General features: G+C 45.5%; 25 protein-coding genes. 11 read left to right on the top strand and 14 right to left on the bottom strand.

The genetic code is table 11. The features are described 5' to 3' along the window. Positions 1-208: 208 nt before the first annotated feature. The gene (locus AB0763_RS14305; protein WP_368644202.1) at positions 209-751 is read left to right on the top strand and encodes an NUDIX hydrolase; all 543 of its coding nucleotides are present in this window, start codon (positions 209-211) and stop codon (positions 749-751) included. A gap of 45 nt (positions 752-796) precedes the next feature. On the opposite strand, the gene AB0763_RS14300 is transcribed toward AB0763_RS14305, so the two are convergent. Together AB0763_RS14300 and AB0763_RS14295 are read right to left on the bottom strand one after the other, a co-directional pair. After that, positions 797-1,183: a VOC family protein gene (locus tag AB0763_RS14300; RefSeq protein WP_306099863.1), complete on the bottom strand. Its 387-nt coding sequence runs from the start codon at positions 1,181-1,183 to the stop codon at positions 797-799. Between the two features lie 3 nt (positions 1,184-1,186). After that, positions 1,187-2,116 (bottom strand): LysR family transcriptional regulator, encoded by a 930-nt coding sequence (locus tag AB0763_RS14295; protein WP_306099862.1) that lies wholly within the window; start codon positions 2,114-2,116, stop codon positions 1,187-1,189. 616 nt (positions 2,117-2,732) lie between these two features. On the opposite strand from AB0763_RS14295, the gene AB0763_RS14290 reads away from it, so the two are divergent. Continuing rightward, complete coding sequence (locus tag AB0763_RS14290; RefSeq protein WP_306099861.1) at positions 2,733-3,467, top strand: IclR family transcriptional regulator; 735 nt, start codon at positions 2,733-2,735, stop codon at positions 3,465-3,467. Positions 3,468-3,575: 108 nt separating this feature from the next. Here the strand turns inward: AB0763_RS14290 and AB0763_RS14285 are convergent, their stop codons facing one another. Together AB0763_RS14285 and AB0763_RS14280 are read right to left on the bottom strand one after the other, a co-directional pair. Further along, positions 3,576-4,706, bottom strand: coding sequence for a mechanosensitive ion channel family protein (locus AB0763_RS14285; RefSeq protein WP_306099923.1), 1,131 nt, complete (start codon positions 4,704-4,706; stop codon positions 3,576-3,578). Positions 4,707-4,818: 112 nt separating this feature from the next. Next, entirely contained in the window at positions 4,819-5,697 is an 879-nt protein-coding gene (locus AB0763_RS14280) for a DMT family transporter (protein ID WP_306099860.1), read from the bottom strand. A 98-nt stretch (positions 5,698-5,795) separates the two neighbouring features. Between AB0763_RS14280 and AB0763_RS14275 the strand changes: the two genes are divergently transcribed. The 6 genes from AB0763_RS14275 to AB0763_RS14250 all read left to right on the top strand — a co-directional run bounded on the left by AB0763_RS14275 (position 5,796) and on the right by AB0763_RS14250 (position 10,982). Then, the gene (locus AB0763_RS14275) at positions 5,796-6,281 is read left to right on the top strand and encodes a MarR family winged helix-turn-helix transcriptional regulator (RefSeq protein ID WP_306099859.1); all 486 of its coding nucleotides are present in this window, start codon (positions 5,796-5,798) and stop codon (positions 6,279-6,281) included. Positions 6,282-6,354: 73 nt separating this feature from the next. Then, on the top strand, positions 6,355-6,711 hold the full coding sequence (locus AB0763_RS14270; RefSeq protein ID WP_306099858.1) for a helix-turn-helix transcriptional regulator: 357 nt from the start codon (positions 6,355-6,357) through the stop codon (positions 6,709-6,711). 563 nt (positions 6,712-7,274) lie between these two features. Then, the gene (ectA, locus tag AB0763_RS14265; RefSeq protein WP_306099922.1) at positions 7,275-7,790 is read left to right on the top strand and encodes a diaminobutyrate acetyltransferase; all 516 of its coding nucleotides are present in this window, start codon (positions 7,275-7,277) and stop codon (positions 7,788-7,790) included. 21 nt (positions 7,791-7,811) lie between these two features. Further along, positions 7,812-9,086 (top strand): diaminobutyrate--2-oxoglutarate transaminase, encoded by a 1,275-nt coding sequence (gene ectB / locus AB0763_RS14260; RefSeq protein ID WP_306099857.1) that lies wholly within the window; start codon positions 7,812-7,814, stop codon positions 9,084-9,086. Between the two features lie 10 nt (positions 9,087-9,096). Further along, positions 9,097-9,483, top strand: coding sequence for an ectoine synthase (locus AB0763_RS14255; RefSeq protein ID WP_306099856.1), 387 nt, complete (start codon positions 9,097-9,099; stop codon positions 9,481-9,483). An 80-nt stretch (positions 9,484-9,563) separates the two neighbouring features. Continuing rightward, positions 9,564-10,982, top strand: coding sequence for an aspartate kinase (locus AB0763_RS14250; RefSeq protein ID WP_306099855.1), 1,419 nt, complete (start codon positions 9,564-9,566; stop codon positions 10,980-10,982). 179 nt (positions 10,983-11,161) lie between these two features. On the opposite strand, the gene AB0763_RS14245 is transcribed toward AB0763_RS14250, so the two are convergent. The 6 genes from AB0763_RS14245 to proV form a co-directional block, all read right to left on the bottom strand. Beyond that, positions 11,162-11,794 (bottom strand): LysE family translocator, encoded by a 633-nt coding sequence (locus AB0763_RS14245; protein ID WP_306099854.1) that lies wholly within the window; start codon positions 11,792-11,794, stop codon positions 11,162-11,164. A gap of 154 nt (positions 11,795-11,948) precedes the next feature. Then, positions 11,949-12,587: an HD domain-containing protein gene (locus tag AB0763_RS14240; protein WP_306099853.1), complete on the bottom strand. Its 639-nt coding sequence runs from the start codon at positions 12,585-12,587 to the stop codon at positions 11,949-11,951. A gap of 217 nt (positions 12,588-12,804) precedes the next feature. Then, positions 12,805-13,287, bottom strand: coding sequence for a MarR family winged helix-turn-helix transcriptional regulator (locus AB0763_RS14235; RefSeq protein ID WP_306099852.1), 483 nt, complete (start codon positions 13,285-13,287; stop codon positions 12,805-12,807). Between the two features lie 137 nt (positions 13,288-13,424). After that, on the bottom strand, positions 13,425-14,426 hold the full coding sequence (proX, locus tag AB0763_RS14230) for a glycine betaine/L-proline ABC transporter substrate-binding protein ProX (protein WP_306099851.1): 1,002 nt from the start codon (positions 14,424-14,426) through the stop codon (positions 13,425-13,427). Continuing rightward, positions 14,426-15,529, bottom strand: coding sequence for a glycine betaine/L-proline ABC transporter permease ProW (gene proW, locus AB0763_RS14225; protein ID WP_306099850.1), 1,104 nt, complete (start codon positions 15,527-15,529; stop codon positions 14,426-14,428). The genes proX and proW overlap by 1 nt, the downstream gene beginning before the upstream one ends. Positions 15,530-15,531: 2 nt before the next feature. After that, positions 15,532-16,719, bottom strand: a complete 1,188-nt coding sequence (gene proV / locus AB0763_RS14220) for a glycine betaine/L-proline ABC transporter ATP-binding protein ProV (RefSeq protein WP_306099849.1) — start codon at positions 16,717-16,719, stop codon at positions 15,532-15,534. A gap of 271 nt (positions 16,720-16,990) precedes the next feature. Between proV and AB0763_RS14215 the strand changes: the two genes are divergently transcribed. Together AB0763_RS14215 and AB0763_RS14210 are read left to right on the top strand one after the other, a co-directional pair. Next, on the top strand, positions 16,991-17,152 hold the full coding sequence (locus tag AB0763_RS14215) for a hypothetical protein (protein ID WP_306099848.1): 162 nt from the start codon (positions 16,991-16,993) through the stop codon (positions 17,150-17,152). 44 nt (positions 17,153-17,196) lie between these two features. Continuing rightward, the gene (locus tag AB0763_RS14210) at positions 17,197-17,973 is read left to right on the top strand and encodes a class II glutamine amidotransferase (RefSeq protein WP_306099847.1); all 777 of its coding nucleotides are present in this window, start codon (positions 17,197-17,199) and stop codon (positions 17,971-17,973) included. A 47-nt stretch (positions 17,974-18,020) separates the two neighbouring features. Here AB0763_RS14210 and AB0763_RS14205 read toward each other — a convergent pair whose 3' ends face one another. Both AB0763_RS14205 and AB0763_RS14200 read right to left on the bottom strand, forming a co-directional pair. Next, entirely contained in the window at positions 18,021-19,148 is a 1,128-nt protein-coding gene (locus AB0763_RS14205; RefSeq protein ID WP_306099846.1) for a carboxylesterase, read from the bottom strand. Between the two features lie 56 nt (positions 19,149-19,204). Further along, on the bottom strand, positions 19,205-19,435 hold the full coding sequence (locus tag AB0763_RS14200; protein WP_306099845.1) for a hypothetical protein: 231 nt from the start codon (positions 19,433-19,435) through the stop codon (positions 19,205-19,207). A 251-nt stretch (positions 19,436-19,686) separates the two neighbouring features. Here AB0763_RS14200 and AB0763_RS14195 point away from each other — a divergent pair, with 251 nt between their 5' ends. Further along, positions 19,687-20,682 carry a Gfo/Idh/MocA family protein gene (locus tag AB0763_RS14195; RefSeq protein ID WP_306099844.1) on the top strand — a complete coding sequence of 332 codons (996 nt, stop codon included), beginning with the start codon at positions 19,687-19,689 and terminating at the stop codon, positions 20,680-20,682. 116 nt (positions 20,683-20,798) lie between these two features. Here AB0763_RS14195 and AB0763_RS14190 read toward each other — a convergent pair whose 3' ends face one another. Next, positions 20,799-22,124 carry an MATE family efflux transporter gene (locus AB0763_RS14190; protein ID WP_306099843.1) on the bottom strand — a complete coding sequence of 442 codons (1,326 nt, stop codon included), beginning with the start codon at positions 22,122-22,124 and terminating at the stop codon, positions 20,799-20,801. A gap of 151 nt (positions 22,125-22,275) precedes the next feature. Beyond that, complete coding sequence (locus AB0763_RS14185) at positions 22,276-22,596, bottom strand: DUF496 family protein (RefSeq protein WP_306099842.1); 321 nt, start codon at positions 22,594-22,596, stop codon at positions 22,276-22,278. Positions 22,597-22,864: the final 268 nt, after the last annotated feature.

Here is a 22,864-nt window from a genome sequence, read left to right as displayed (position 1 = left end):
AATAATACCAATCTCACTCAATAGCGGGTCAACCTAGCGGGTTAAAAACTCGATAACATCGTTAAGAAAGTCACGGCTAGAATAACGATTTAGATTGCGTTCTTGATAAGAAAAGGCTTGCTTTGTTCTCACGTTTTTTCCTGCGCTGCTATTGACCACAAACTGAATGAGACTGGTATAATTATTTTATCTCTAAGTGAACAGAACTATGATGCGCCATCTTAAAACCCATTATCACCCCGAAACACCTGCTGACCATGGCAGGAGTCAGTTTTCCCGTTATTCCACTCGTGCGATTGCGCTGCAAGGCAGTGACATTCTGGTTATGTATACGCAACGCTACCAAGACTACAGCTTACCTGGTGGAGGCATGGATGAAGGTGAGTCACGTCAACGTGCTTTACTTCGCGAGCTCAGTGAAGAAACCGGTGCAAGACTGACGGGCTCAATTTATGAATATGGCCAGTATGAAGAATACCGGCCATGGCATCGAGACGATTATGACGTCATGCACCAAGTGTCTTTTTGTTATCTGTGTGAGGTGGATAAAGTGTTGGGCGACAACCAATTAGAAGCCCATGAAATTAAAAATGGCATGACCCCCATGTGGCTTGATATTCATACCGCGATCGCTCATAACGAGCAGGTTATCGCCAATAGCAGCAAAAAGGGTTTAAGCATTGAAAGAGAGACTTTTCTTCTCAAACACATCGCCAACCACTGCTTAGAAGCGGATTATTGCTTAGAGTAATATCATCTTGATCATGTTTCCGACGCTCTAACCAACAAGACAGTGTCAGTCTTGTTGATAGAGCTCTAAAGGAAGTCCGTCAGGGTCTTGAAAAAAGGTGAAATACTTTTCGGTGTAGGGGTCGATGCGAATGGGCTCGACATCGATACCCTGTGCGGTTAAGTACGCCGTCACTTGCTTAATATTGGCGACGCGAAAAGCAAGGTGTCGTAAGCCTTGAGCTTCTGGAAAACTCGCTCGAGCTGGTGCATCGGGAAAGCTAAATAATTCTATCTGGCCGCCATCGGGCAACTGTAGATCGAGTTTGTAAGAGTCACGCTCTGCGCGATAGTTTTCGGCGATGATTGGCAGTTTGAGAATCTGGTGATAAAAGTGACGCGAGCGCGGATAGTCCGAGCAAATAATGGCCACGTGGTGAAGACCTAAAAACACGATTTAATATCCTTGTTGAAGTTTGGGCGCGATGGTATCCATCACGTAATTAATGAATAAACGTACGCGTTTGGGCATGTATTGATTACGAGGGTATTGTAAACCGATGGCGCCGTGATAACTGCTCTGTAACGTCCAATCGGGCAACACTCGAATTAACTGGCCTTGGGATAGGGCATCGCGCACGACAAAATCGTGAAAAATGCCAATCCCCAAATGTTCTTGTACCCCTTTTAAACGAATTTGTGAATGATTAACCGCAAAGCGACCTGCCACGCTGACAGAATGCAGTTTATCTTCTTTCCAAAAGTGCCATAAATTATCGCGATCGTTTTCTGCCAGATACAAACAATCATGATCGACCAACTGCTCAGGGTGAGTCGGTACCCCTTGTTTTGCAAGGTACTCTGGTGATGCACATAAAACCAGATGGGTTTGACACACTTCTTTCATGACTAAGTGTTCGTCGGGTTTGTCAGTCAGTCGAAAAGCGATATCTATCCCCTGATTAAAAAAATCGACTGGTCCATCAATGGATCGCAGGTGCAGCTGTATTTGCGGAAACTGCGCTAAAAAAGGCACGACGTAAGGTTGTAATACCGAATAGAGAAAGGCTTCTGGGGCGGATACGATCAGACGTCCGCTGGCTTGGGTGGATTCGACTTTAGCGCTGTCAACCGCTTGCTGAGCGGCGTTGAGCATAGTTACGCTTAGATCGTATACCTTTCTCCCCGAGGCGGTGATGATCAGTTGCCGCGTGGTTCTTTCAAGTAATCGAACTTCTAATGCCTTTTCAAGCCGAGTGATCAATTTTGATAGCGCAGATGGGGTGACATTGAGCTGTTTTGCCGCAGCGGTAAAACTGCCTTGATTAACAACAATGATAAAAGAAGCGAGGTCGGGAAGTAGGGCTAAGAGTTTTTGCGTTTTCATGATGGCTTGACCGGGTTAACTCGAGTAACAATAGACATGTGATCGCGATGATAATGTCGATTTTACCTTAGTGTAGCATGTATTTGTGCCTAGGATTCACAAATGATTTGCTCAAAAGACGAATAATCACCGTGCATCAGATGGAGTAGAATCAAATGGTTAAATCGTTCTCTAGACCAAAAAGTCAATCAAGCTTTAATCACCTCTATAGCAACGATTTACGGGTTAATCATTATTTTGATTAAGCCACAGACCGCAAAGCATTGGGTGGTGAGACCCTATGTGACCTAAAACCAGTCGACCCTATCGCCAGTTAGGCGAGCGGATACGATTGGTCTCATCCGATACTAAAGGAAGAGTATCGGATGACCGCTTTTTTATTTCTTCGTCAGTACATCGCCACAAGTTCTGTTATCTATCACGGCCTTTCTTTAGATATAAGCGAGCATGAGTTATCCATTGGGCGATAGCGATACAAAACGGTAGACCCAATCAATAAAGCGATCCGTGATTATTCTCATTTCTTGAGAATAGTAGAGGAATTTTTACTTACCTTTCTTACTCAATAGTAATTATAGTTTGTTAAAAACGAAAATAGGGTTAGGTTAGGTATTCAATGACAGGGAAACACAAAATCAGCTCGGGGGCGGTGAACGAAAAGGCATTGCAGCTTTTGATGCAAGTGGCCATTAATCCCCACTCTTTGACGGCAAAAGAATTAGCTGATCAGGTCAATCAACCGTTGAGCAGTCTTTATCGCTATCTAAAAATCTTAAAGGAATGGAGCCTGATTGAGGAGACGCCTCATGAAAAGCGTCTAGCGATTGGCCCGGCGGCGTTGATGTTGATGAGAAGTTATCAAACCACAACGCATACCAGTGATTTAGACGCGGTGTTAACGCGTTTACAGAAACAAACGGGTGAACTCGCCGCTTATATGGTGCCTGTCGGGTATCGAGCTTTGTGCGTCAGTATGAAAGAGAGTATGCAGGCACTGCGTTGCAGCTTCGTCCAGGGTCAAAGTCAACCTCTGCTGCGCGGTGCCTCATCCAAAGTGATGTTGGCTTATATGCCAAGTGAGAGAAGTGAAAAAATCTTGCGCTATTTTAATGAAGGCCATCAACTCGAGCAATGGAAGGCGCTTTTCGAACAAATCCGCGTCCAAGGTTATGCCATGAGTCACGCCGAGATTGATCATGGTGTGGCCAGTGTCAGTGCTCCCGTGCTCAAAGGCAGTAAGTTGATTGGCGCTATCAGTGTGATGGCGCCATTAGAACGGGTTAAGGCCAACAAACAAAAGATAATTTTGCATGTCCTGCAAGCCTCAAGAGCGTTGCCCCCAGAAGGTTAGTTGACAACTGGAACTCAAAGACACCGTTTAGCGCGATCCGCGGGTCATTCTTATTCCATTCCTCGCCATGCGATGGCGAGGAAAAAACCAGTTCCCTTTTAAACGAACTTAGTTAGTTTGGGGCGGTGTAGTTAAATGGGCTGAATCACCGCTTCTCAGTGCCTCTAAAGCCTCACTGTTTTCAAGGTAAAGCGATCGCGAGGGGTAAGCAACCTGTGCATTGTGATGCTTGATAATCGCGGCAATTTTGATTAAAACATCGTGTTTGACCTCGTGATAGCGATTCCAATTTACGGTTTTGGTAAAGGTATAAATAAAGAAGTCTAAAGAAGACGGCCCGAAACTGTTGAAATGCACCATCAAGGTTTTGGTGGTGTCGATTTCTTCGTGGTTCTCCAGCATGGATTTGACGTCAGCGACGATCGCATCCACCGTATCAATATCTTGATATCGAACACCGATGGTTTCATTAATACGGCGGTTAAACATACGCGATGGGTTTTCGACGACAACACTGGTAAAAACGGAGTTTGGAACATAGATAGGGCGTAGATCAAACGTGCGAATCACTGTCATTCGCAAGCCAATGCGCTCGACGGTTCCTTCAATTTGGCGGTCTGGTGAGCGGATCCAATCGCCGACTTTAAAGGGTCTGTCGAAGTAAATGACAATGCCGCCAAAAAAGTTGGAGAGTAGATCTTTGGCTGCCAAACCAACCACCAGACCACCGACACCACCAAACGTGAGTAGACCGGCGACACTGATGCCAAAGGTTTGCAGTAACGTGATACCACCAATAGCAAGACAGACTAAGCGCGCGATTTTTCCTAATGCCTGGACTGTCGTTTCATCGCGTTTTTTCTTTCTTAACGTGTTTTCCTCGACGTTGGCAATCAGTCGAATCACGATCCACATGGCGACGACAATGAAAAAGCCTTGTTTGAGGTTGGCCAACCAGTCGATGGAAGTATCCGTGTAATAATGCTTGAGGATGATCCCCATCGATAACGTCGCTGGCCAGCCCCATACCACGAAGCTGATCGGGGTTTGTAACGCGTCGAGCAGTTCGTCGTCCCAACGCATTTTCGTTTTAGACAGTAAAGAGTACAGTTGGCGATAGACTAATCGCCAAATGATCCATACGACAAAACTGATTAACGTAATCGTCAGTACTTTGCCGTACCAGAGTGTGTTGAAGTCAACTATCTTGTCGATAGCAAGGTTAAGATATTCTGTCATAGCCATAATGAAGTTGATAATAAATTATGGCGTTACGGTAACAAATTCACACTTGGTCAGCTACCCACAATAGGTGAAATGACCAAGTACTGACGGTTTGGAGGTGGGTTTATTACTGCGCAGTTCTGATTTGCTGTATTTTGACCATCACTTGAGGAAGCATAGAAAAAATCACCATTGCCGCCATTAAGGCGTACTGGCTCAACTGGAAAGTTTCACCGAGTAATAACCAGCCAAATAAAACGCCGGCAATTGGGTTGGCCACACCCGCAAAGGTAAAATCGACCACGCTCATTCTTTGTAATAGCCAAACATATAAAGCATACGCGAGTGCGGTATTTAAGACGATAATCCACGTTAGGCCGATGACATTGGTCAACGACACTTGGGTGATACTTGCAAAGGCATGAGGTTGGATAAAGTACTGAACCAAAGCGGCAAGGCTCAGCCCAATCCCGCCTACGATCAACTGCCAAGTCACCACGCCATACCAGTGCATAGATTTGCCCAGTGCTTGAGTGAGTAAACTGCCGATGATAATGCATGAGATAGCCCCGAACATGGCCAACATACCTATGGGGTCAAGGGTCATCGAGCTTGGATTAAATAAGGTCCATGCAAATGCGACTAGAGCGAAACCGCAAATCAGTTTAAACACACTGGGTTTTTGCCGGTACGTCACCCAATAAATGATCATCGCGAACACCGGTACCGAAACCATACCCACACTGGCAACCGCAGAAGGTAAGCGCAGGGCCATCAAAAAGATCAAGCTAAAAAATACCCCAATATTAATACAACCGATGATCACAATCGGTCGCCATTGCGCTTTGGTTGGCAAAGACGGTTTTAATGCAAGTAAGAGCAGGCCTGCCGGTAAGGCTCTCAAAGCACCGAGCAGCAACGCGGGCCAGTCCGTGAGGGCTTCTTGAGTCACCGCGTAAGTCGTGCCCCACAAAAAAGCGGGGATCATAGCGAGAATTAGTTTCATGTTAATTATCTTTATGTAAAGCTAAATTTGCCTGTACTTTACACCGTTCATATTTACAAGTAAAGTTTCTTTATATAAAGATAACTGGATAGAGAATAATGGACGTTGTTGACCAAGTCATCGCGCAATGGGGTGCCGAAAAACCCCAACTCAATACCTTGCCCATGGCGGTGATGGGCCGGCTGATCCGCAGCGTGAAACATTTAGAAACGGCGATTAATCAAGTACACAAGCAGTATGGATTAAAACCCGGTGAATTCGATATGTTGGCAACCTTAAGGCGTAGCGGCCAACCCTATCAGTTAACACCGTCAGAGTTGATGGCCAATATGATGTTGTCCTCAGGAGCCATGACGAACCGCTTAGACAAACTTGAGCAAAAAGGTTGGATCGAACGAGTGCACTGTCAGCAAGATAGACGCAGTGTACAAGTCAAATTGACCGAGCAGGGAATAACGTGCATCGAATCGGTATTAGAGCAACACGTCAAAGAGCAAGAGCGCCTCATGGCACACATGAGTGTCGATGAACAGCAACAATTAAACCACTTACTCAAAGCGCTTGTTAACCCTTACGAGTCATAATTCTTACTTCGCATTAACAAGCAACAGGAGTGAATATGTCATGATGGGCTTTTTATAAAACTTGAGAAGCGCGATGGAATATACAGAGAAAGACCGTGCAGCTTTGTATGATGTTTGGATGTCGCAGAAAGCAAAAATGCACCTTACCCAAATGGAAATGACAAGAAAGCTCGGCATTAACCACAACCAGTTTTCTGGATTGATCCGCGGTAATGAACCACTTAATACCCGTTTTATACGACAGTTGTGTGAGCATTTACACGTTGATCCCTATCGAGTCATCCCCTCATTGTCAGAACAGGGTATTCAAGTACACAGCACCAACAGCTTATCATTGACCAACCGAGTCAAAGTACCTGGAAAAGTCAAAAAAGTGTACGTGGATAATAATGAAGTGGTTATTGAGTACTCTTGCCCGATCACTGATTAATGACTTTCCCTACTCGAGCTTTGACCAATTAAGCGTTCAAAAAAACAAAAGCCGACGAAAAAATTCGTCGGCTTTTGGCGTATTTAGTGCGTTGATCTTTTACAACCTTGTAATTCTTGACTGACGTTGTTAGTGGATGACGTTCAATGCCGCCACCTCCTTGTGCTAAGCACTTCTGATTTTAATCTAAGCCTAAAAAGTCAATTTCGCAAAATGATCGCATTATAATTCGTCATTTTTGTTGTTATATGAGACCCACTTCACAAATAAATGGTGAGTTACCCTATGAGCCGTAAAGTAATAACACGATTTTTCTTCGTGTTGGTCATGTTTTGAACAGCGAGTTGTTTAGGGTTTTATTAATTATACATCAAATTAATATAACTCTAATAATGATGTAATATTTTGGTGCAATGCGCTTAATTAGTGCTTTTTGACATTAAATTGACATTGAAACCCCCACCAACCCCCTTGAAAAGCGATCTCTGTGTGTTAATCTAATAATCAAATTGATTAGAGGTCAAAGGAAAAGAATCGTGACTGCTTTACTTGAAACCGAAGAAATAAACAAACACGAATTATCTGTTGATCAATCTTGGTCATTTCGACAGCCCGAGTTGGTCGATGGGCAATCCATTCATAAGCTGATTGCCAATTGTCCGCCACTCGACGAAAACTCGTCTTACTGCAACTTTTTGCAAACGGGTCATTTTACCAAAACTTGTTTGATGGCGGAGAAAGACGGCGTGTTGGCTGGGTTTATTTCTGGCTATCGCAAACCAGAAACACCGAGCACATTGTTTGTCTGGCAAGTGGCTGTCAATCCAGACTTTCGGGGCCAGGGTTTGGCATTTCAGATGTTAAAACAACTGCTTGGCCAAGCGCATTTACACGACATTTCTCGTGTTGAAACGACCATAACCAAAGACAACCAAGGCTCTTGGCGTTTGTTTGAGAAACTGGACAAACTTCACGGTCAACAAGGTAAGGTCACGACTTTTTTAGATCAAAAGAAACACTTCAAAGGGCTGCACGATACAGAGTATTTGTATCAAATCCCTCTTAAGCCATCTCACTAACAGGAGAAGACAGGTACTGTCATGAATATTTTCAAACAGCAAGAATCAAACGTTCAATCTTATGCGAACAACTTTCCTGTCGTGTTCGACACGGCTAAAGGTTGCTGGTTAGAAACAAAAGACGGTGAGCGCTATCTCGACTTTCTCGCGGGTGCAGGGTCGCTTAACTACGGCCACAATAACCCAGTATTTAAACTTGCTTTGCTTGATTACATTGAGCGCGATGGGATCACCCACGGCCTAGATTTGCACTCACAAGCAAAAGGCGATTTTCTAACCGCACTTCGTACTCATATCTTTGAACCAAGAGATCTTGACTACAAAGTGCAGTTCACCGGCCCAACCGGTACCAATGCGGTTGAGGCAGCATTAAAACTGGCTCGAAAAGTAACCGATAGAACCAATGTTGTTGCTTTCACTAATGGCTTCCACGGCTGTTCATACGGCGCATTGGCGGCGACGGGTAACAAGCATCACCGTGGCGGTGCGGGCGTCACTCTGGGTGGGGTAACGCGTATCCCTTACGAGCATTACGCTGATATTGATGGATTAGCGTTGTTTGAAGCAATGCTATCTGACAACTCAAGTGGTTTGAGTGGTTCTGACAAACCCGCTGCGGTTATTTTAGAAACCGTTCAAGGTGAGGGTGGTTTAAACGCAGCTTCAAACGAGTGGTTACAAACCCTGAGCAAGATTTGTAAACAGCACGATATCTTATTGATTGTCGATGACATTCAAGCAGGTTGTGGCCGAACGGGGACCTTCTTTAGCTTTGAACCGTCGGGTATCAAGCCAGATATTGTGACCTTGTCAAAATCGATTGGTGGCTACGGTCTCCCACTTGCGGTGGTGTTGTTTAACCCTGAGCTCGACCAATGGAAACCCGGTGAGCACAATGGTACGTTCCGCGGTAATAACCACGCCTTTGTCACGGCGACAAAAGCGATTGAGACCTATTGGTCAAACGGTGAGTTTGAAGAACACATCGCGGCTCGCTCAGAGCAAGTGACCCAAAAGCTAAATGCATTGCTCAAAGCCTATCCAAATCTGTTCAACCGATTGAAAGGCCGCGGCATGATGCAGGGGATCGAGTGTAAGTCTGGTGATATTGCTGACCAACTTATCGCAGAGTGTTTCAGTAACGGTATGGTGATTGAAAGCGCTGGTCCAAACGACGAAATCGTTAAATTTTTCTGCCCATTAGTGATTACAGAGACTGAGCTAGAACAAGGCTTAGAGATCTTTTCACAAGCAGTGGCAAGCATTTCGGAACAATTAACTCGTAAAGCGTCTTAAGGAATAGATTATGATCGTTAGAACTTTAGAAGAATGTCAAAACAGTGAACGCCGTGTTGTATCTGATAACTGGGAAAGCGTTCGCATGTTATTGAAAGAAGACCAAATGGGTTTCTCTTTCCACATTACGACAATTTATGCAGGTACAGAAACCCACATTCACTACCAGAACCACCTAGAGTCGGTGTACTGCATGTCTGGTGAAGGTGAGATTGAAATTATCGGTGGTGAGACCTACAAGATCAAACCGGGTGTGTTATACATCCTGGATAAAAATGATGACCACTATCTGCGTGCCAACGAAGGGACACCGATGCACATGGCTTGTGTGTTTAACCCGCCTTTGACCGGTCAAGAAGTTCACGATGAAAACGGCGTTTATCCCGTCGTTGAGTAATCTCATCTCCAAAGAGTAAAGAGATGGTCTCTTTACTCTTTTAACCAAACACTTTTTTGACTGTTAAAGGTAACCAAATCATGACTTATACCGTAGAGAAGATCGGCGGTACATCAATGACAGCGTTTGATGCTGTGATCAATAATATTTTTCTTAAACCCGAAACTTATAACCGCGTGTTTGTCGTGTCGGCATACAGCGGCATTACAGACGGCTTGCTCGAATGTAAGCGAAGCGGTAAACCGGGTGTTTACCAGTTAGTTGCAAAGCGAGACGAAGGTTGGCAACAAGCGTTGCGCGAGTTGGAAACCAAGATGCTAGGTATTAACCAAGACATCTTTGCCGAGGATGAAACAACCCGGTCTATCGCTGATAAATTTGTTCACCAACGTGTGCAAGAAGCGGTCAATTGTATTGAAAATATTATGCAAACTTGTCAATACGGTCAGTTTTCAATGCGCCACTATTTGCCGCAAATTCGAGAGTTTTTATCTTCAATAGGTGAAGCGCACAGCGCACATAACACGGTGCTGAAGTTAAAAACTCTTGATATTAATGCCCAATTTGTCGATTTGTCGGGTTGGGATGAGCCAGAGAGTGGTAATCTCGATACCGTAATCAAAAGAGCCTTTGCCGATATTGATGCTAGTAAGGTTCTGCCAATCGTCACCGGTTATGCCTATTGTGACGAAGGCCTGATGAAGACGTATGACCGCGGCTACAGTGAAATGACCTTCAGCCGTATTGCGTGTTTGACAGAAGCGGATGAAGCCATCATCCACAAAGAATACCACTTGAGTACTGCTGACCCTCGTATTGTTGGTCCGGATAAGGTTCGTCCTATGGGCAAGACCAACTTTGATGTGGCAGACCAGTTAGCCAACTTGGGTATGGAAGCCATTCACCCGAATGCGGCCTCTGGTTTGAGAAAGCAAGGTATTCAATTGCGAGTTAAAAACACCTTTGAACCCGAGCACCCAGGTACATTGATCTCCGGTGATCACCACCCTGATAACGATAAAATTGAGATCGTGGCGGGTAAAGATAAAGTCTTTGCGTTGCATTTGTTTGATCAATCCGTGGTCGGTGAAATCGATACGGTCAGCTGTGAGTTGATGGAAATCATCGCCGATGCCCACGTTAGCTTAGTGGGTAAAGAGATGAACGCCAACTCAATGACTTACTATCTAAGCGGTTCAAGTGACAGCTTAAACCAGGTACTGTACCGCGCTGAAAAACGCTATCCCAACTCAGCGATCACCGGCAAGATGGTGGCATTGATTTCCGTCATTGGTGCTTGTATTAATACCAATACGGCGCTGAGCAAAGGGATGTTGGCTCTGATGAAGCAAGATATTTCACCGATTGCAGCCCATTCATCGATGCGAAACGTAAACGTACAGTTTGTGGTTGAAGATGAGTATTACCTCGCGGCAATCTGTGCATTACACCAAGAATTTATCGATAAAGTATACGATGAAACGGCCAAAGCAGCGTAATCGCTGATTCGGTAAAAGCGTTCACTAAAGACAATGCCAGCGTTTGTTTCGCTGGCATTTTTTATCTTTCAATACCCAAGTGATTCAATCTTTGTTTATCGATAGCACGGCAATGCGTTGAGTTAAGGTCACCTTTTAAACTAGGTTAGTCTTGTTTATTGGGTTGAAGGTCGTTGACGTTATGCTTGAAAACCGCTGAGCATCCACAAAGCAAGAAGCAAAAAAACAGCCCCCATAAACTTGTGTTGAAAAATGCGAAAACGTTCATTTTCAATCAGTTTTCTTCCTACCGTTCCTGCCAGCATCACCAGAAGCAGATTAAACACTAAACCCATCACATTCAAAAGTAATCCCAAGGCGAGCATTTGTTCTGTGTAGGATGCGCTGATGTCGAGAGACACAAACTGGGGCAAAAACATAATAAAAAATAACAATGCTTTGGGGTTGAGCAAGTTGCTCATCAGTGCGCGTTGATAATATGTTGTCGATAAAGCGCCATGGCCCTGAGTTGAATCGACTGGCGAGTTGGTGACTTTGAGGCAATCCCAACCGAGTTTGAGCAAATAAGCGCCTCCCACCAAATGCAAAGCTTTAAGGGCATAGGGGCTCATGGCAATAAGTGAAGATACCCCAAGCGCGGCCAATACGGTCAGTAATACCCCGGATGTGGCATTGCCAAGACTGGCAAATAACCCTACTTTTCGACCATAGCTCATACTGGAGCTTGCGATAAGCAGCATATCAGGACCTGGCAGTAGCAATAGCGCCACGACGGCGGTCAGGTAAACGGGTAGGATGACAAGATCGATCATAAATTCGCTAATAACAATAAAATGGCGCAAAATTTTAAACCAATAAAATCTCAATGATCAATCAAAATGTTTGCTTTTCTTTGTTTATTTGACCTAAAATTTCATAATTTTACTGTTTATTAGTGAATGAAAGTTATTCCTAGTCCCGTGGTGTCTAGGACTCGATTTCGTGGCCGAGTTGGCGAAGATAAGCAGACATAAAATCCGTTCTCAGCTGCGCTTCTTGCTTGGCACCTGTGGTGTGAAATAAGGCAACGAGATTGAGTAGCTTGGTGTAGAAGTGGTCCAAACAAAATTGCGAGTCATCGAGTGCTCTGTGGTTTGCAAAGGGATCATCGAGTTGGTATAGAGGCCGATTTAAATGGCTACTGACTTGTATGGTACGAGCTATACCAATCGCACCAAGCGCGTCAAGTCGGTCAGCATCTTGTACGATTTTTGCCTCTAAGGTGGTGGGGGCGATGTTGGCACTGTAACTGTGCGCATGAATGGCATGATGAATGGCGCTGAGTAATTCGTTGGGATACTCAATGCTGGTGAGGAATGCAATCGCGTTATCGGCGGAGAGTAGAGAACTTTGGTGATTGAGCGGGTGATCTTTGCCATAGGAAAAGAGATCGTGTAAGTAGGCCGCAGGCATCACGATATCCAAATTTGCCGATTCTTTAATGGCGAGTGTTTTTGCACTTTTTACCACGCGTGAGATATGAGCCGCATCGTGTGCTAAATCAGCGCCCATCGTATGAAAAGTGTGTTGTCGAATCAGCGGTTCAAAGTGGTCAAAAGTAGACATAAGACGATACCTCATTAACTAGGGTGTACAATTATCGAGAAATACCGTGTCAATGGCAAACCATAACCCAGGTGAGCATGAGGCGGGTGGGATGAGAATAGAGGTGTATAGTTTTAATTGAGCGTAAGTTCCGCGCGTCAAAGATACCCCGTTATATTGTGGTGATAAACGGCGTGAATATGACTCGCGAGCGTGATGGTTTCTCAGGTTCCTCTGCTTAACCTGCCGCTGAGGCACGAAAATGAGCGAGTAAAAAGTCGGTGTGCTGACTGACTTCCGGGGCATTCATCATGGTCGATAAGCGTTGTACAGACGAGAGGATCAGGTGCTGTTCCCACTCTTCTAGCGATTGAAACTGTTCGATAAAACTGTTTTGCATCAGTGCTGGTGCATTCTTGAGAATGGCTTTACCCGCGTCAGTGAGGTGGGCGTGGACTTTGCGTTTATCTTGAGTATCACGCAGGCGCTTGATCAAGCCGCGGTGCTCTAAACGGTCCAAAATACTGGTTGCCGTCGCTTGGCTCATATTGGTTTGGCGCGACAATTCCCGAATGGTAACCGTGTGATCGGCTTCAATGGTTCTGAGCAATAAAAGCTGCGGACTGGTCAAGCCATAATCTTTACTGATTTTTTTCGAGTGCAGATCAATCGCGCGTATAATTTGCCTAATAGACACTAAAACTTCTTCATGCTTTTCCAAATGTTTCACCTTATCTATCTAGCCCAGTGATGGGGGCGGTAAAGTTGCTCTGTAGGGTTAGGTTAGATAGCCCAACATCGGTCGTTTGGGCTATCTGTTTCTTTTAGTACCGGCTTATTTTTTATGGTAATACCGGATTATTTCACTGCGGCTTTGGCTTCTGCTATCCATCCATCAAAGGTCTTTTGGTGGGCTTTAATCCAACCATTGGCATGTGCCTCAATATCTTGCGGTGAGTTTGAGCCTTGGCTCATCATCATGTTTTCCGCGCTGACATCATTAATGTTAAGTTTCATGATGGCAAATAGCTTAGCAGCCGCTGGGTTTTTCTCAGCAAAGTCTTTGTTGGCGACTATCTTCATCGAGTTCATTTGGAAGCCATAGTTCTTACCATTAGGTAAGGTGGTATCCACATCTTTGCGATCGCCTGGTAAAGAGGAATAAGGCACTTCAATCCAGCTCACATCTTTACCTGGTACTAAGACCCCACTCACCCAATAAGGCGTCCAGGTGTAGTACAACACGGGTTCACCTTTCTTGTAGCGAGCAATGGTATCGGCCATAAGGGCGGCGTAATTGCCTTGGTTGATCTCAACGGTGTCACTTAAACCGTATGCTTTGATTTGGTGTTCAACCACTGCTTCACATCCCCAACCAGGATTACAACCGGTCAAGTCCGCTTTGCCATCGCCATCGGCATCAAACAATTTGGCGATTTTGGGATCTTGTAGCTGTTTGATGTTGGTGATCTTGTATTGTTCGGCTGTGGCCTTATCAATGAGATACCCTTGTGCCGCACCACTGATGTATTCACCTTTGCGGTAAAACTTATCGTCGCCACCGGCTGTTTGGTATTTGTCATTGTGCAACGGCGCCCAGTTAACGGCTAAATAGGTCGCATCCCCTTCGGCGATCGACGTATAAGCGACGTTATAATCAACTTCTTTCGTCGATTCGACGTTGTAACCGAGTGCTTCCATCGCTTTGTTGACGATTAATGTCTGAAAAGTTTCTTCTGCCACGGTTGATTGCAGAGGCTGTACGGTAATGCCCGCGCCTGGGAGTTCATCTGCGCTGGTTGAAGTACTGGCGAGTAGAACCCCTGAGGTGAGGAGTGTGGTCTTCCATGAAACAGTCATTATATCTCTCCTTTGCTTTGAAACGTTTGAGGTTGAGGTTTGTTGCGCTTAAAGAAAATCGAAATGGGGCCGGTGTGATACCAAGCTAGTTGTTTGTTGCGCTTTTCTTTGCCGAGAACTTGTGTCACTCGATCGAGTAGAATGGCCAGAATAACAATACCCAAGCCACCCACAGCGGCCATCCCCATGTCGAGACGACCAATACCACGCAATACCATCTGGCCAAGGCCACCGACTGCGATCATAGAGGCGATGACGACCATAGACAGTGACAACATCAGGGTTTGGTTAACACCGGCCATGATCGTCGGCATCGCTAATGGCAATTGAATGCGATAAAGCATTTGTTTTGGGCTGGCTCCAAAGGCATGACCGGCTTCGATTAATTCTGAAGGGACTTGTTGGATCCCTAAAATCGTCAAACGGACAATGGGAGGCAGGGCAAAAATGATGGTCACGACAACCCCCGGGACGTTACCGATACCAAAGAGCATGACGATCGGCACGAGATACACGAACGCTGGAGTGGTTTGCATCGCATCCAATATCGGCCGAATAAAGCGGGCGGCATTGTCGCTTCGAGCGAGCCAAATGCCCATTGGTATCCCTATTAATAAACAGAAAAAGACCGAAGTCAGCACTAAGGCCAGGGTTATCATGGCTTCAGACCAAGCGCCAATAAGACCGATGACCACCAGTGATATCAACGAAGAAATGCCCAATTTAGGCCCTGAGAGTTGCCATACAATCAAAAATAGCAATAGCAACATGAAAGGCGCTGGTGTCGACACTAATGCGGTCTGAAAAGAGCTCAGAATCAAATCAATCGGTACACGAATAGTTTGAAAAATGGGGCGTCCGTGGTCGACTAACCAGTTTAAAGCACTTTCGACCCAGTGATCGAAGGGCAAAATGGCGTCTTTAAAGGGGTGTAGCCAATCGAAGTGCGTTGGCTCTGGCGTCGAGTTTTGCAACCAAGACGTCTGCGCGGCAGTATCGGCGGCGCTGGCACTGGATGACCAAGCATCGTTGGATGTGCTGCTGGCGGTGCTTGACCATGCATCGGTTGTTGTGGTCGCTGAATCTGCGGTTTCGGTAGCCATAATTAATCCCTATCTAGCGTTTGAAGAAGGCGAGATTTGGTGATCACACCGTGGTAGTGCCCGTCATTATCGACAACGGGAACCGCGTAAGGCACTTCGGCCACTTGGCTGATAAGATCGCTCACCGGTGTATCAGGGGTGATGGTCGTGATCTCATTAAGAAGTGCTGAGGCCAAAGGACGTTGTTCTTTTTTCGCTGCGGTCAGACTTTCGATGGAGACAATGCCGGAGAAGCGGTGGTCTTTTTCAACCACAATGCCAAATTCACGATCGTTATCGAGCAATAACTGCATCGCCGCAGAAGGGCCGTCGTTGTCGTGCTTTTTAAATACGGCCGCGGGTTGTTTGCGCGCAATGTCTTTGGCACTGAAGACGCTTGCTAAGTTGACGCCTCTGAAGAAGGATCGAACGTAATCATTGGCTGGAGAGTGAAGAATTTCATCTGGAGTTCCGACTTGTACCACCACACCGTCTTGCATAATGGCGATGCGATCGCCAATGCGCATTGCTTCATCTAGGTCGTGAGAGATGAAGACGATCGTTCTTTGATCGTCATTTTGCAGGCGAATAAGTTCGTCTTGCATTTCGGTTCTAATTAAAGGGTCAAGTGCGGAAAAAGCTTCATCCATTAACAAAATATCGGGGTCGTTAGCCAAAGCCCGTGCCAGACCGACGCGCTGCTTCATCCCGCCAGAGAGTTCGTCGGGGTAAGAGTCCCCCTGTGCTTCTAGACCAACGCGATCAAGAGCAGACAGCGCGGCATCCTCGCGTTGTGACTTTTCTACCCCACTTAATTCAAGGCCAAAAGCGGCGTTTTCAGTCACCGTCATATGTGGCATTAAAGCGAAGTTTTGAAAGACCATTGAAATATGCTGACGTCTTACTGAACGGAGTTCAGTCTCACTGATTTTGGCAATATTACGTCCCTTAAATAAGACTTCACCTTGAGTGGGCTCAATTAAGCGATTGAGCAGGCGTACTAAGGTGGACTTACCGGAACCAGACAGCCCCATGATGACAAAAATTTCTCCCTCATTAATGGACAGAGAGACGTCTTTGACACCAACGGTCAAGCCGGTCTTGGCAAAAATGTCATCTTTGTCGAGCCCTTTTTCCAGTAAGGGAAAAGCCTCGTCCGGTGAGGAGCCAAAAACCTTATAAAGGTTTCGTACTTCCAACATGGTTTCCATGATTAGATATCCTTGATAATTTGATTTAATCGATAGATTTTCTACGCCATATGTATAGAACTCTAAACATTATTTGCCTGCCTTTCAAGTTGTCCTACCGGCTTTCTGCCCCTCTGTTGAGCTAATTTATTGTATATTAAGGAATAAAAAAGTTGTCGGCTCTTGGTTCTGGTTTAGTGATGTAAACATTAGTATTGTAATTAAGGGGCGTTTTGCTTTGAGGCGCAGGATTTGCTGTTATTTTTTGCTAAGGCGGGGTATAAAGAATTGAATGAAAAACGTTTTCGCCAGATATCCTATCGCGGTGTCTCATACTCATTTGATTAACCAGTTAGGTGACTCGCGCTGGAGTGAGATTGCTATTCTATGGCTGTTATTTCTGGCGATGAGCTATGTTCAATCTGAGTATGGCGTAGACCGAAGCAATGGTTAAAGTCGTCAACAATTGAAAAGACGGATGGTCCAAGGAGGGGCTTTATGTGTCGTTGGTTAGCGTATCAAGGCGAGCCGATTTATTTAGAAACTCTGATTTATCAACCTGAATTCTCACTCATACAGCAAAGCCTGTCTGCTCGTAAAGGGGCGACACGTGTCAATGCCGATGGTTTTGGTATCGGGTGGTACTCTAATCGCTCAACGCCCGGTGTGTTTCACGAAGTGATGCCGGCATGGAGTGATGATAATTTGCGCTCATTAGCCCATCACTTGTCATCACACCGTTTTATGGCGCATGTTCGTGCCTCGACCGGGACCCAAGTTTCTCGCGCTAACTGTCATCCATTTGTGGTTAATCAATGGATGTTTATTCACAATGGCCAAATCGGCGATTATGAACGTCTGCGCTATTCGCTGGAACGCCACTTGTCTGAAAAATGGTATCAGTATCGAACGGGCACGACAGACAGCGAATTGATCTTCTTACTGATGTTGCAAAATGGTTTACAAAACGACCCAGTTCTAGCCATCGAAAAAACGCTTGAAACCATTTTGAAGATGATTGAAGACAAGCAGATCTCGAGCCCTTTTAAGGCATCGATGTGCTTGTCTGATGGCGAGCAAATTTGGATCGTCAGATACAGCTCCGACGGTCATGCTCCGACGGTTTTTTGGCAGCAAGATGGGCAAAATGTTGTGTTTTCCTCAGAACCATTATGCAGTCAAGGCAAGTGGCGACTGATTAATGAGCACTGCATTATGCAGGTCAAACAAGACCGAGTTACCTCAACACCATTAACAGTACGTTTGACTCACTAGACCTTCGACTACGTATTGATCATCTTTGAAACCAGGGCGCCACACCGTTAGTTTGATTGTGACATCACACCGTGCAATTTGGTCATCATGGTGTCGAAATAAGGATTATAAGTTAAGCGGGCGTGGTTTTTATTGCCTTCTTTATAACCCCAAGCACTGTACCAAACCGGTTGGCCTTTTTTACAAGCATGGGTTTGTGATTCGGTTTGTCCATTGTTACAGACTTTTATCGAACCATTGGTGCCGTAATAGGGGTTTTGCGGTGAAAACATCACGCCCATGTGTGAACCGGTTGATATTTTTTTCTCACTGATCGGCATGGGTAATAAGTAAGCCCGATAATCTTTGGGCAAGTGTTCCCCTTGCCATAGCAGTACGCTTCTTGGGTGGGTGAAATGTTGTTTAAACATATCAGCAATTTCCGCGGTGTCGAGAATACTGTCTTGCTCGGCCAAAACCATTAACGTCGGCTTGTCGTAATCGTGCCGCTCTAATTGACGTACCACATTCACCGACGTTCGGTAGTACAAATACGCGCCATGAGTCGGCAGCGAGTTATAACGCAATGGATTATTTTCCGGGTCTTTGTCTGCCCAAGGCATCACGTATTGTGCTAAGCCCGCATACTGAATCAGGGAAGAACTCGAGTGAAAGGCAGGAGAGAACAATAAGAGGCCAGCAACATCTGGGTGTTGGAAAGCCGCTTTTGTCACTAAGTTTGCGCCTGTTGAATAGCCACCAAGCCAAAGTTGCTTCACTTGCTGGGCAAATTGTTCAACGTGAAAGTTGACCATGGTTTGCCAATCGCCGGGGTTGGGTAACATTAAATCTGCCGGTCGAGTACCATGACCTGGTAACAGCAGTGCACGCACCGTATAGCCCTGGGTTACTAAACGCTGAGCAATATCGTGAAATGAGTAGGGCGAATCGCCCAAGCCATGTACCAACAGCACGCCATTGCCGTTATCCTTGTCTGGGCTAGGTTTTAGTTCAAAAGGGCTGTTGAGTATCACTTCGTTGTCTTGATCATCAGTCAAAAATGCACGCGAGGTTTTCAACCAACGCTGTGTGTTGTTGACGTATTGCGAAAAAGGCGTGATATTCCACTCAGGGAGTGCTTCGTTGGGCTGATAGCTTAGCGGATAGTCGTCGCCAGAAGCCGGTGAGCAGGCCACGAGTGTACTGCCTGCTAACAATAGGAAAAAACTAGCCTTAAGGCGAGAGAAGAACATTATGAACCTTTTTTGGTATCGACCTTTTCAAACTCACCGTCAATCACGCGATGCGATTCTGGCTCTCGGGTATTTCGGTGAGCGTGTTGTGAAAACGAAGCGAATTTAACATTGCGTTTTTTGCCCGTCACCAAGGCAAGCAACGCCAATGGGATAAACAATAGCAAACCAAACGCTAAGGCTAGGATGCCCATTACTAGGCCGAAAATAGACAATATCAGTCGTTGCATACAATCTCCACGTCAATAAGTTTAATATTGTAACGTATTTAGACCGCTGTACCCAGAGTGAATTCTGTACAGTTACATTTCTTTGCACAAAACAAGCAGAAAAAATTAAGGCTGTGGCACAAAAATGATTGAGAATAAGGAAAAATTTGGCAAGCAAGGGATATTCTGTTTTGCTTTAGACTCTAATGACGAAATACGTCGTTAGCAATTACCCCCAATAGTGAAAAGATGGGGAATTAGGTAGGAATTTTATGATTAAACTCGCCATTATTGGCACAAATTGGATCACAAAACAGTTTGTTGAAGCAGCTTTAGCCACCGAGCAATACCAACTTTTTGCCGTTTACTCTCGTCAGTTAGAACAAGCGAAACGCTTTGGCTCTCCTTTTAATGCCGCTCGTTACTATGATGATTTAGAACAACTGGCGTCTGATGCACAAATTGACGCGGTGTACATCGCCAGTCCCAACGTGTTACATGCCGAGCAAGCGATACAAATGATGGCGGCAGGTAAGCATGTTATTTGTGAAAAGCCGATTGCCTCCCATTATCAATTGGCTCAAAAGATGTTTCAGGTTGCTGAGCAAAATAAAGTCGTTTTATTTGAAGCTTTTACGGCGGCTTATACCCCAAACTTTCAGGTGGTAAAGCAACACCTAGAGTCCATAAGTCCAGTGCGCAATGCCTTGATCAGCTACTGTCAGTACTCATCTCGCTATCAAAAATACCTCGATGGCGACAACCCCAATACATTCAATCCACAATTTAGCAATGGCTCGATTATGGATATCGGCTTTTATTGCATTGCTAGCGCGGTTGAGCTGTTTGGCGAACCCAAGTCAGTGCAAGCCAGTGCTCAGCTGTTGGCGTCAGGGGTTGATGGGGCGGGCAGTGTCATTCTGTCTTATGACGGATTTATCGTCACGGTGCTTCACTCTAAGATTAGCCAATCTTTTCTTCCTAGCGAGATTCAAGGTGAAAATGGCAGCTTACTGATCCCAATGATTTCTGTCGGTCTAGGGGTAGAAAAAAAGACCCTTGATGGCAAAGTTGAAGACTTGACGGTTCAACAAGTTGACAATCATATGTTTTACGAAGCGCAAGCTTTCGCCAAGCAAGTTGCGCAAGGCAAAATGGACAGCAATGCAACCCAGCGCTCTTTGACTGTGGCCAAAGTGATCACGGAAGTTCGTCGCCAAACAGGAGTGATATTCCCAGCAGATACAGACATGGATATCGAATTCTGAACCATCCAAGCGGATATCTTGGCTATCTCGTCGCAAGCCCTCGCCCAATTTGAGGGCGGGGATATCAGCGACACAATACGAAAACACAGGGCTGATGAGCCCCGTGTTTATTCGGGTCAGGCAGGGTGAGCGGAGGAAATTTTGGCCATAACACGCCTAAACAACCACCACGCTACTAACCCGGCGAGTATGTTGCCAACGAAAGCGCCGATAAACAGCCCTTGCAGCTGCGCAATGTGCGCGCCCAGCCACAAACAAGGCAGAAAGCAAGCAAATAACCTCAACGCTGAGGTAAACAGTGCGGTGTAGGGGTGACTGAGTGCGTTACAGCTCGATACGACCAGCATACATATACCCAAAGCCCCCAAACTGATAGGAACCCAGGTTAAATGAATCATGACGATGTCATTGACCTTGGGATCGGCGCTGAGTAATTGAGCCAAAGGGGTGGCAAATACCTTGGTAATCAGAGCGACCAGCGTTTGAAAAAGCAAAATAAAACCAAAAGCCAGCGTCATCAGGCGTTGGATGTCTGCGATTTTCCCTTCTCCTTTCAAACGACCAATCATAGGTGGCATAGACATGGTTAAGGCCAAGACGATCACAATGGCAAAAAATTCATAGCGAGAGCCAACTGCCCAAGCAGCGACGGCGGCCGTGCCAAAACTGGCCACTAACTTGGTTGCGAGAATCGAGGAGAGAGGTGGGATCAGCTGGCTAAACATGGCAGGCCCCATAATATTGCCGAGCGCACGCAAACTGCTGATAATACTCAAATCACTCCAATCTTTGCTGATCCACTGACGCTTAGACACCTTTGGGGCGACAAAGACAATGCCCAAAGAGAAGGCGACAATCGTGGCGTAAGCGGCGCCATTGATGCCCAAATCAAAAGTAAAAATAAATATCGGGTCAAGTGCCATGTTGAGTAAACTGGTCACCACCATCATCGAGCCTGGCAATACGGTATTGCCATTGGCACGGCATAAACTGTAGAGAAAATACAATACAGCGCCAACCCAAGCGCTCATTAACCAAATGGGCCAATAGCTATCGATGACCGGATAGACACTTTGCGGTGCACTGAGTAGGTAGAGTAAGGCATCCCGACACAACCAAATCATCAAGGAAATGATGGCAACGCCAATACTGCCGACCAGGATAACGAGCCCTCCGAGTTGTTTGGCATAACGGGGTTTATTTTGGCCTAAAGCCAGAGAGATCACCGCGGTGGTTGCGATCCCCAAACCAACCTGAATACCTATGATCACCATTTGTAAAGGCAAGGTGAAGCCTTGGGCTGCCAATGGTAAAACGCCCAGTTGACCAATAAAGGCACTGTCGACCAATTGAAAGCTCATGAGGGATAAGACCCCAAAAACCATAGGTAAGGTCATGGTGAATAAGCGTTTGGCGAGTTGTCGATAAGAAGATGTAGCCATAACTCTCTCTTGGTCGCATCGGAAAAGGCTGCACAGTTTACCTGAGTTTGTTGACAGTAAATAGGGTTCTAACGGGGCAATAACAAAAAACCCAGCTCGGCTGGGTTTGGGAGAGTGTGTGGTTTTATTTGCGGCTCAGTAAACGAGGCAATTATTTTTTAGCACTCAAGCTTTTGAGTTTGTCGGCTTCTGTTAATTCACGAATACGACGGCTAAGCTCGCGGCGCTCTTTGGAGATTTCGGCGCTCTTAATAATGTGATCGTCTACGCGATCTTCGTAGTCAGCTTTCATATTTTTTATGATAGCGACAATCTCATCATGGGTCATCTCAGGCATGATGTAATCCATGAGATTGTCGAGAAGGTCGACACGTTTACGGTTATCGCGAACTTTTTTCTCATTGTCGATGAGTTCACGTTTTAGTTTGTTTTTACGTCGTGCTTGCGCAACAATTTCAAATACACTACTCATGATTATCTTCCTAAAAACTTGATCATTCCTGTAAAAGATTAAAGCACAACACACTGAGAAATAACAACGTTTAGATCAATCTTCGCATAAAAATGTCTAGGATTTAAACGTATGAGAGTGAAGCTGTTGTGTTTATTTCTCACTTGGGGCTATGATGCTAACTCGTTTCGTTTTCACTTATAAATCATCTTGATGAAAGAGTTATTGCAAAATAGGGCTTGGCGAGTCGCCCGCGTGGATGAGGAAAAAACAAAAGAGGACTTTGCGA

The sequence above is a fragment of the Vibrio sp. HB236076 genome (genome assembly GCF_040957575.1).
GTDB lineage: Bacteria > Pseudomonadota > Gammaproteobacteria > Enterobacterales > Vibrionaceae > Vibrio.
The sequence above is the reverse complement of the archived record's forward strand: the minus strand, read 5'-3'. Positions and strand labels throughout refer to the sequence as shown.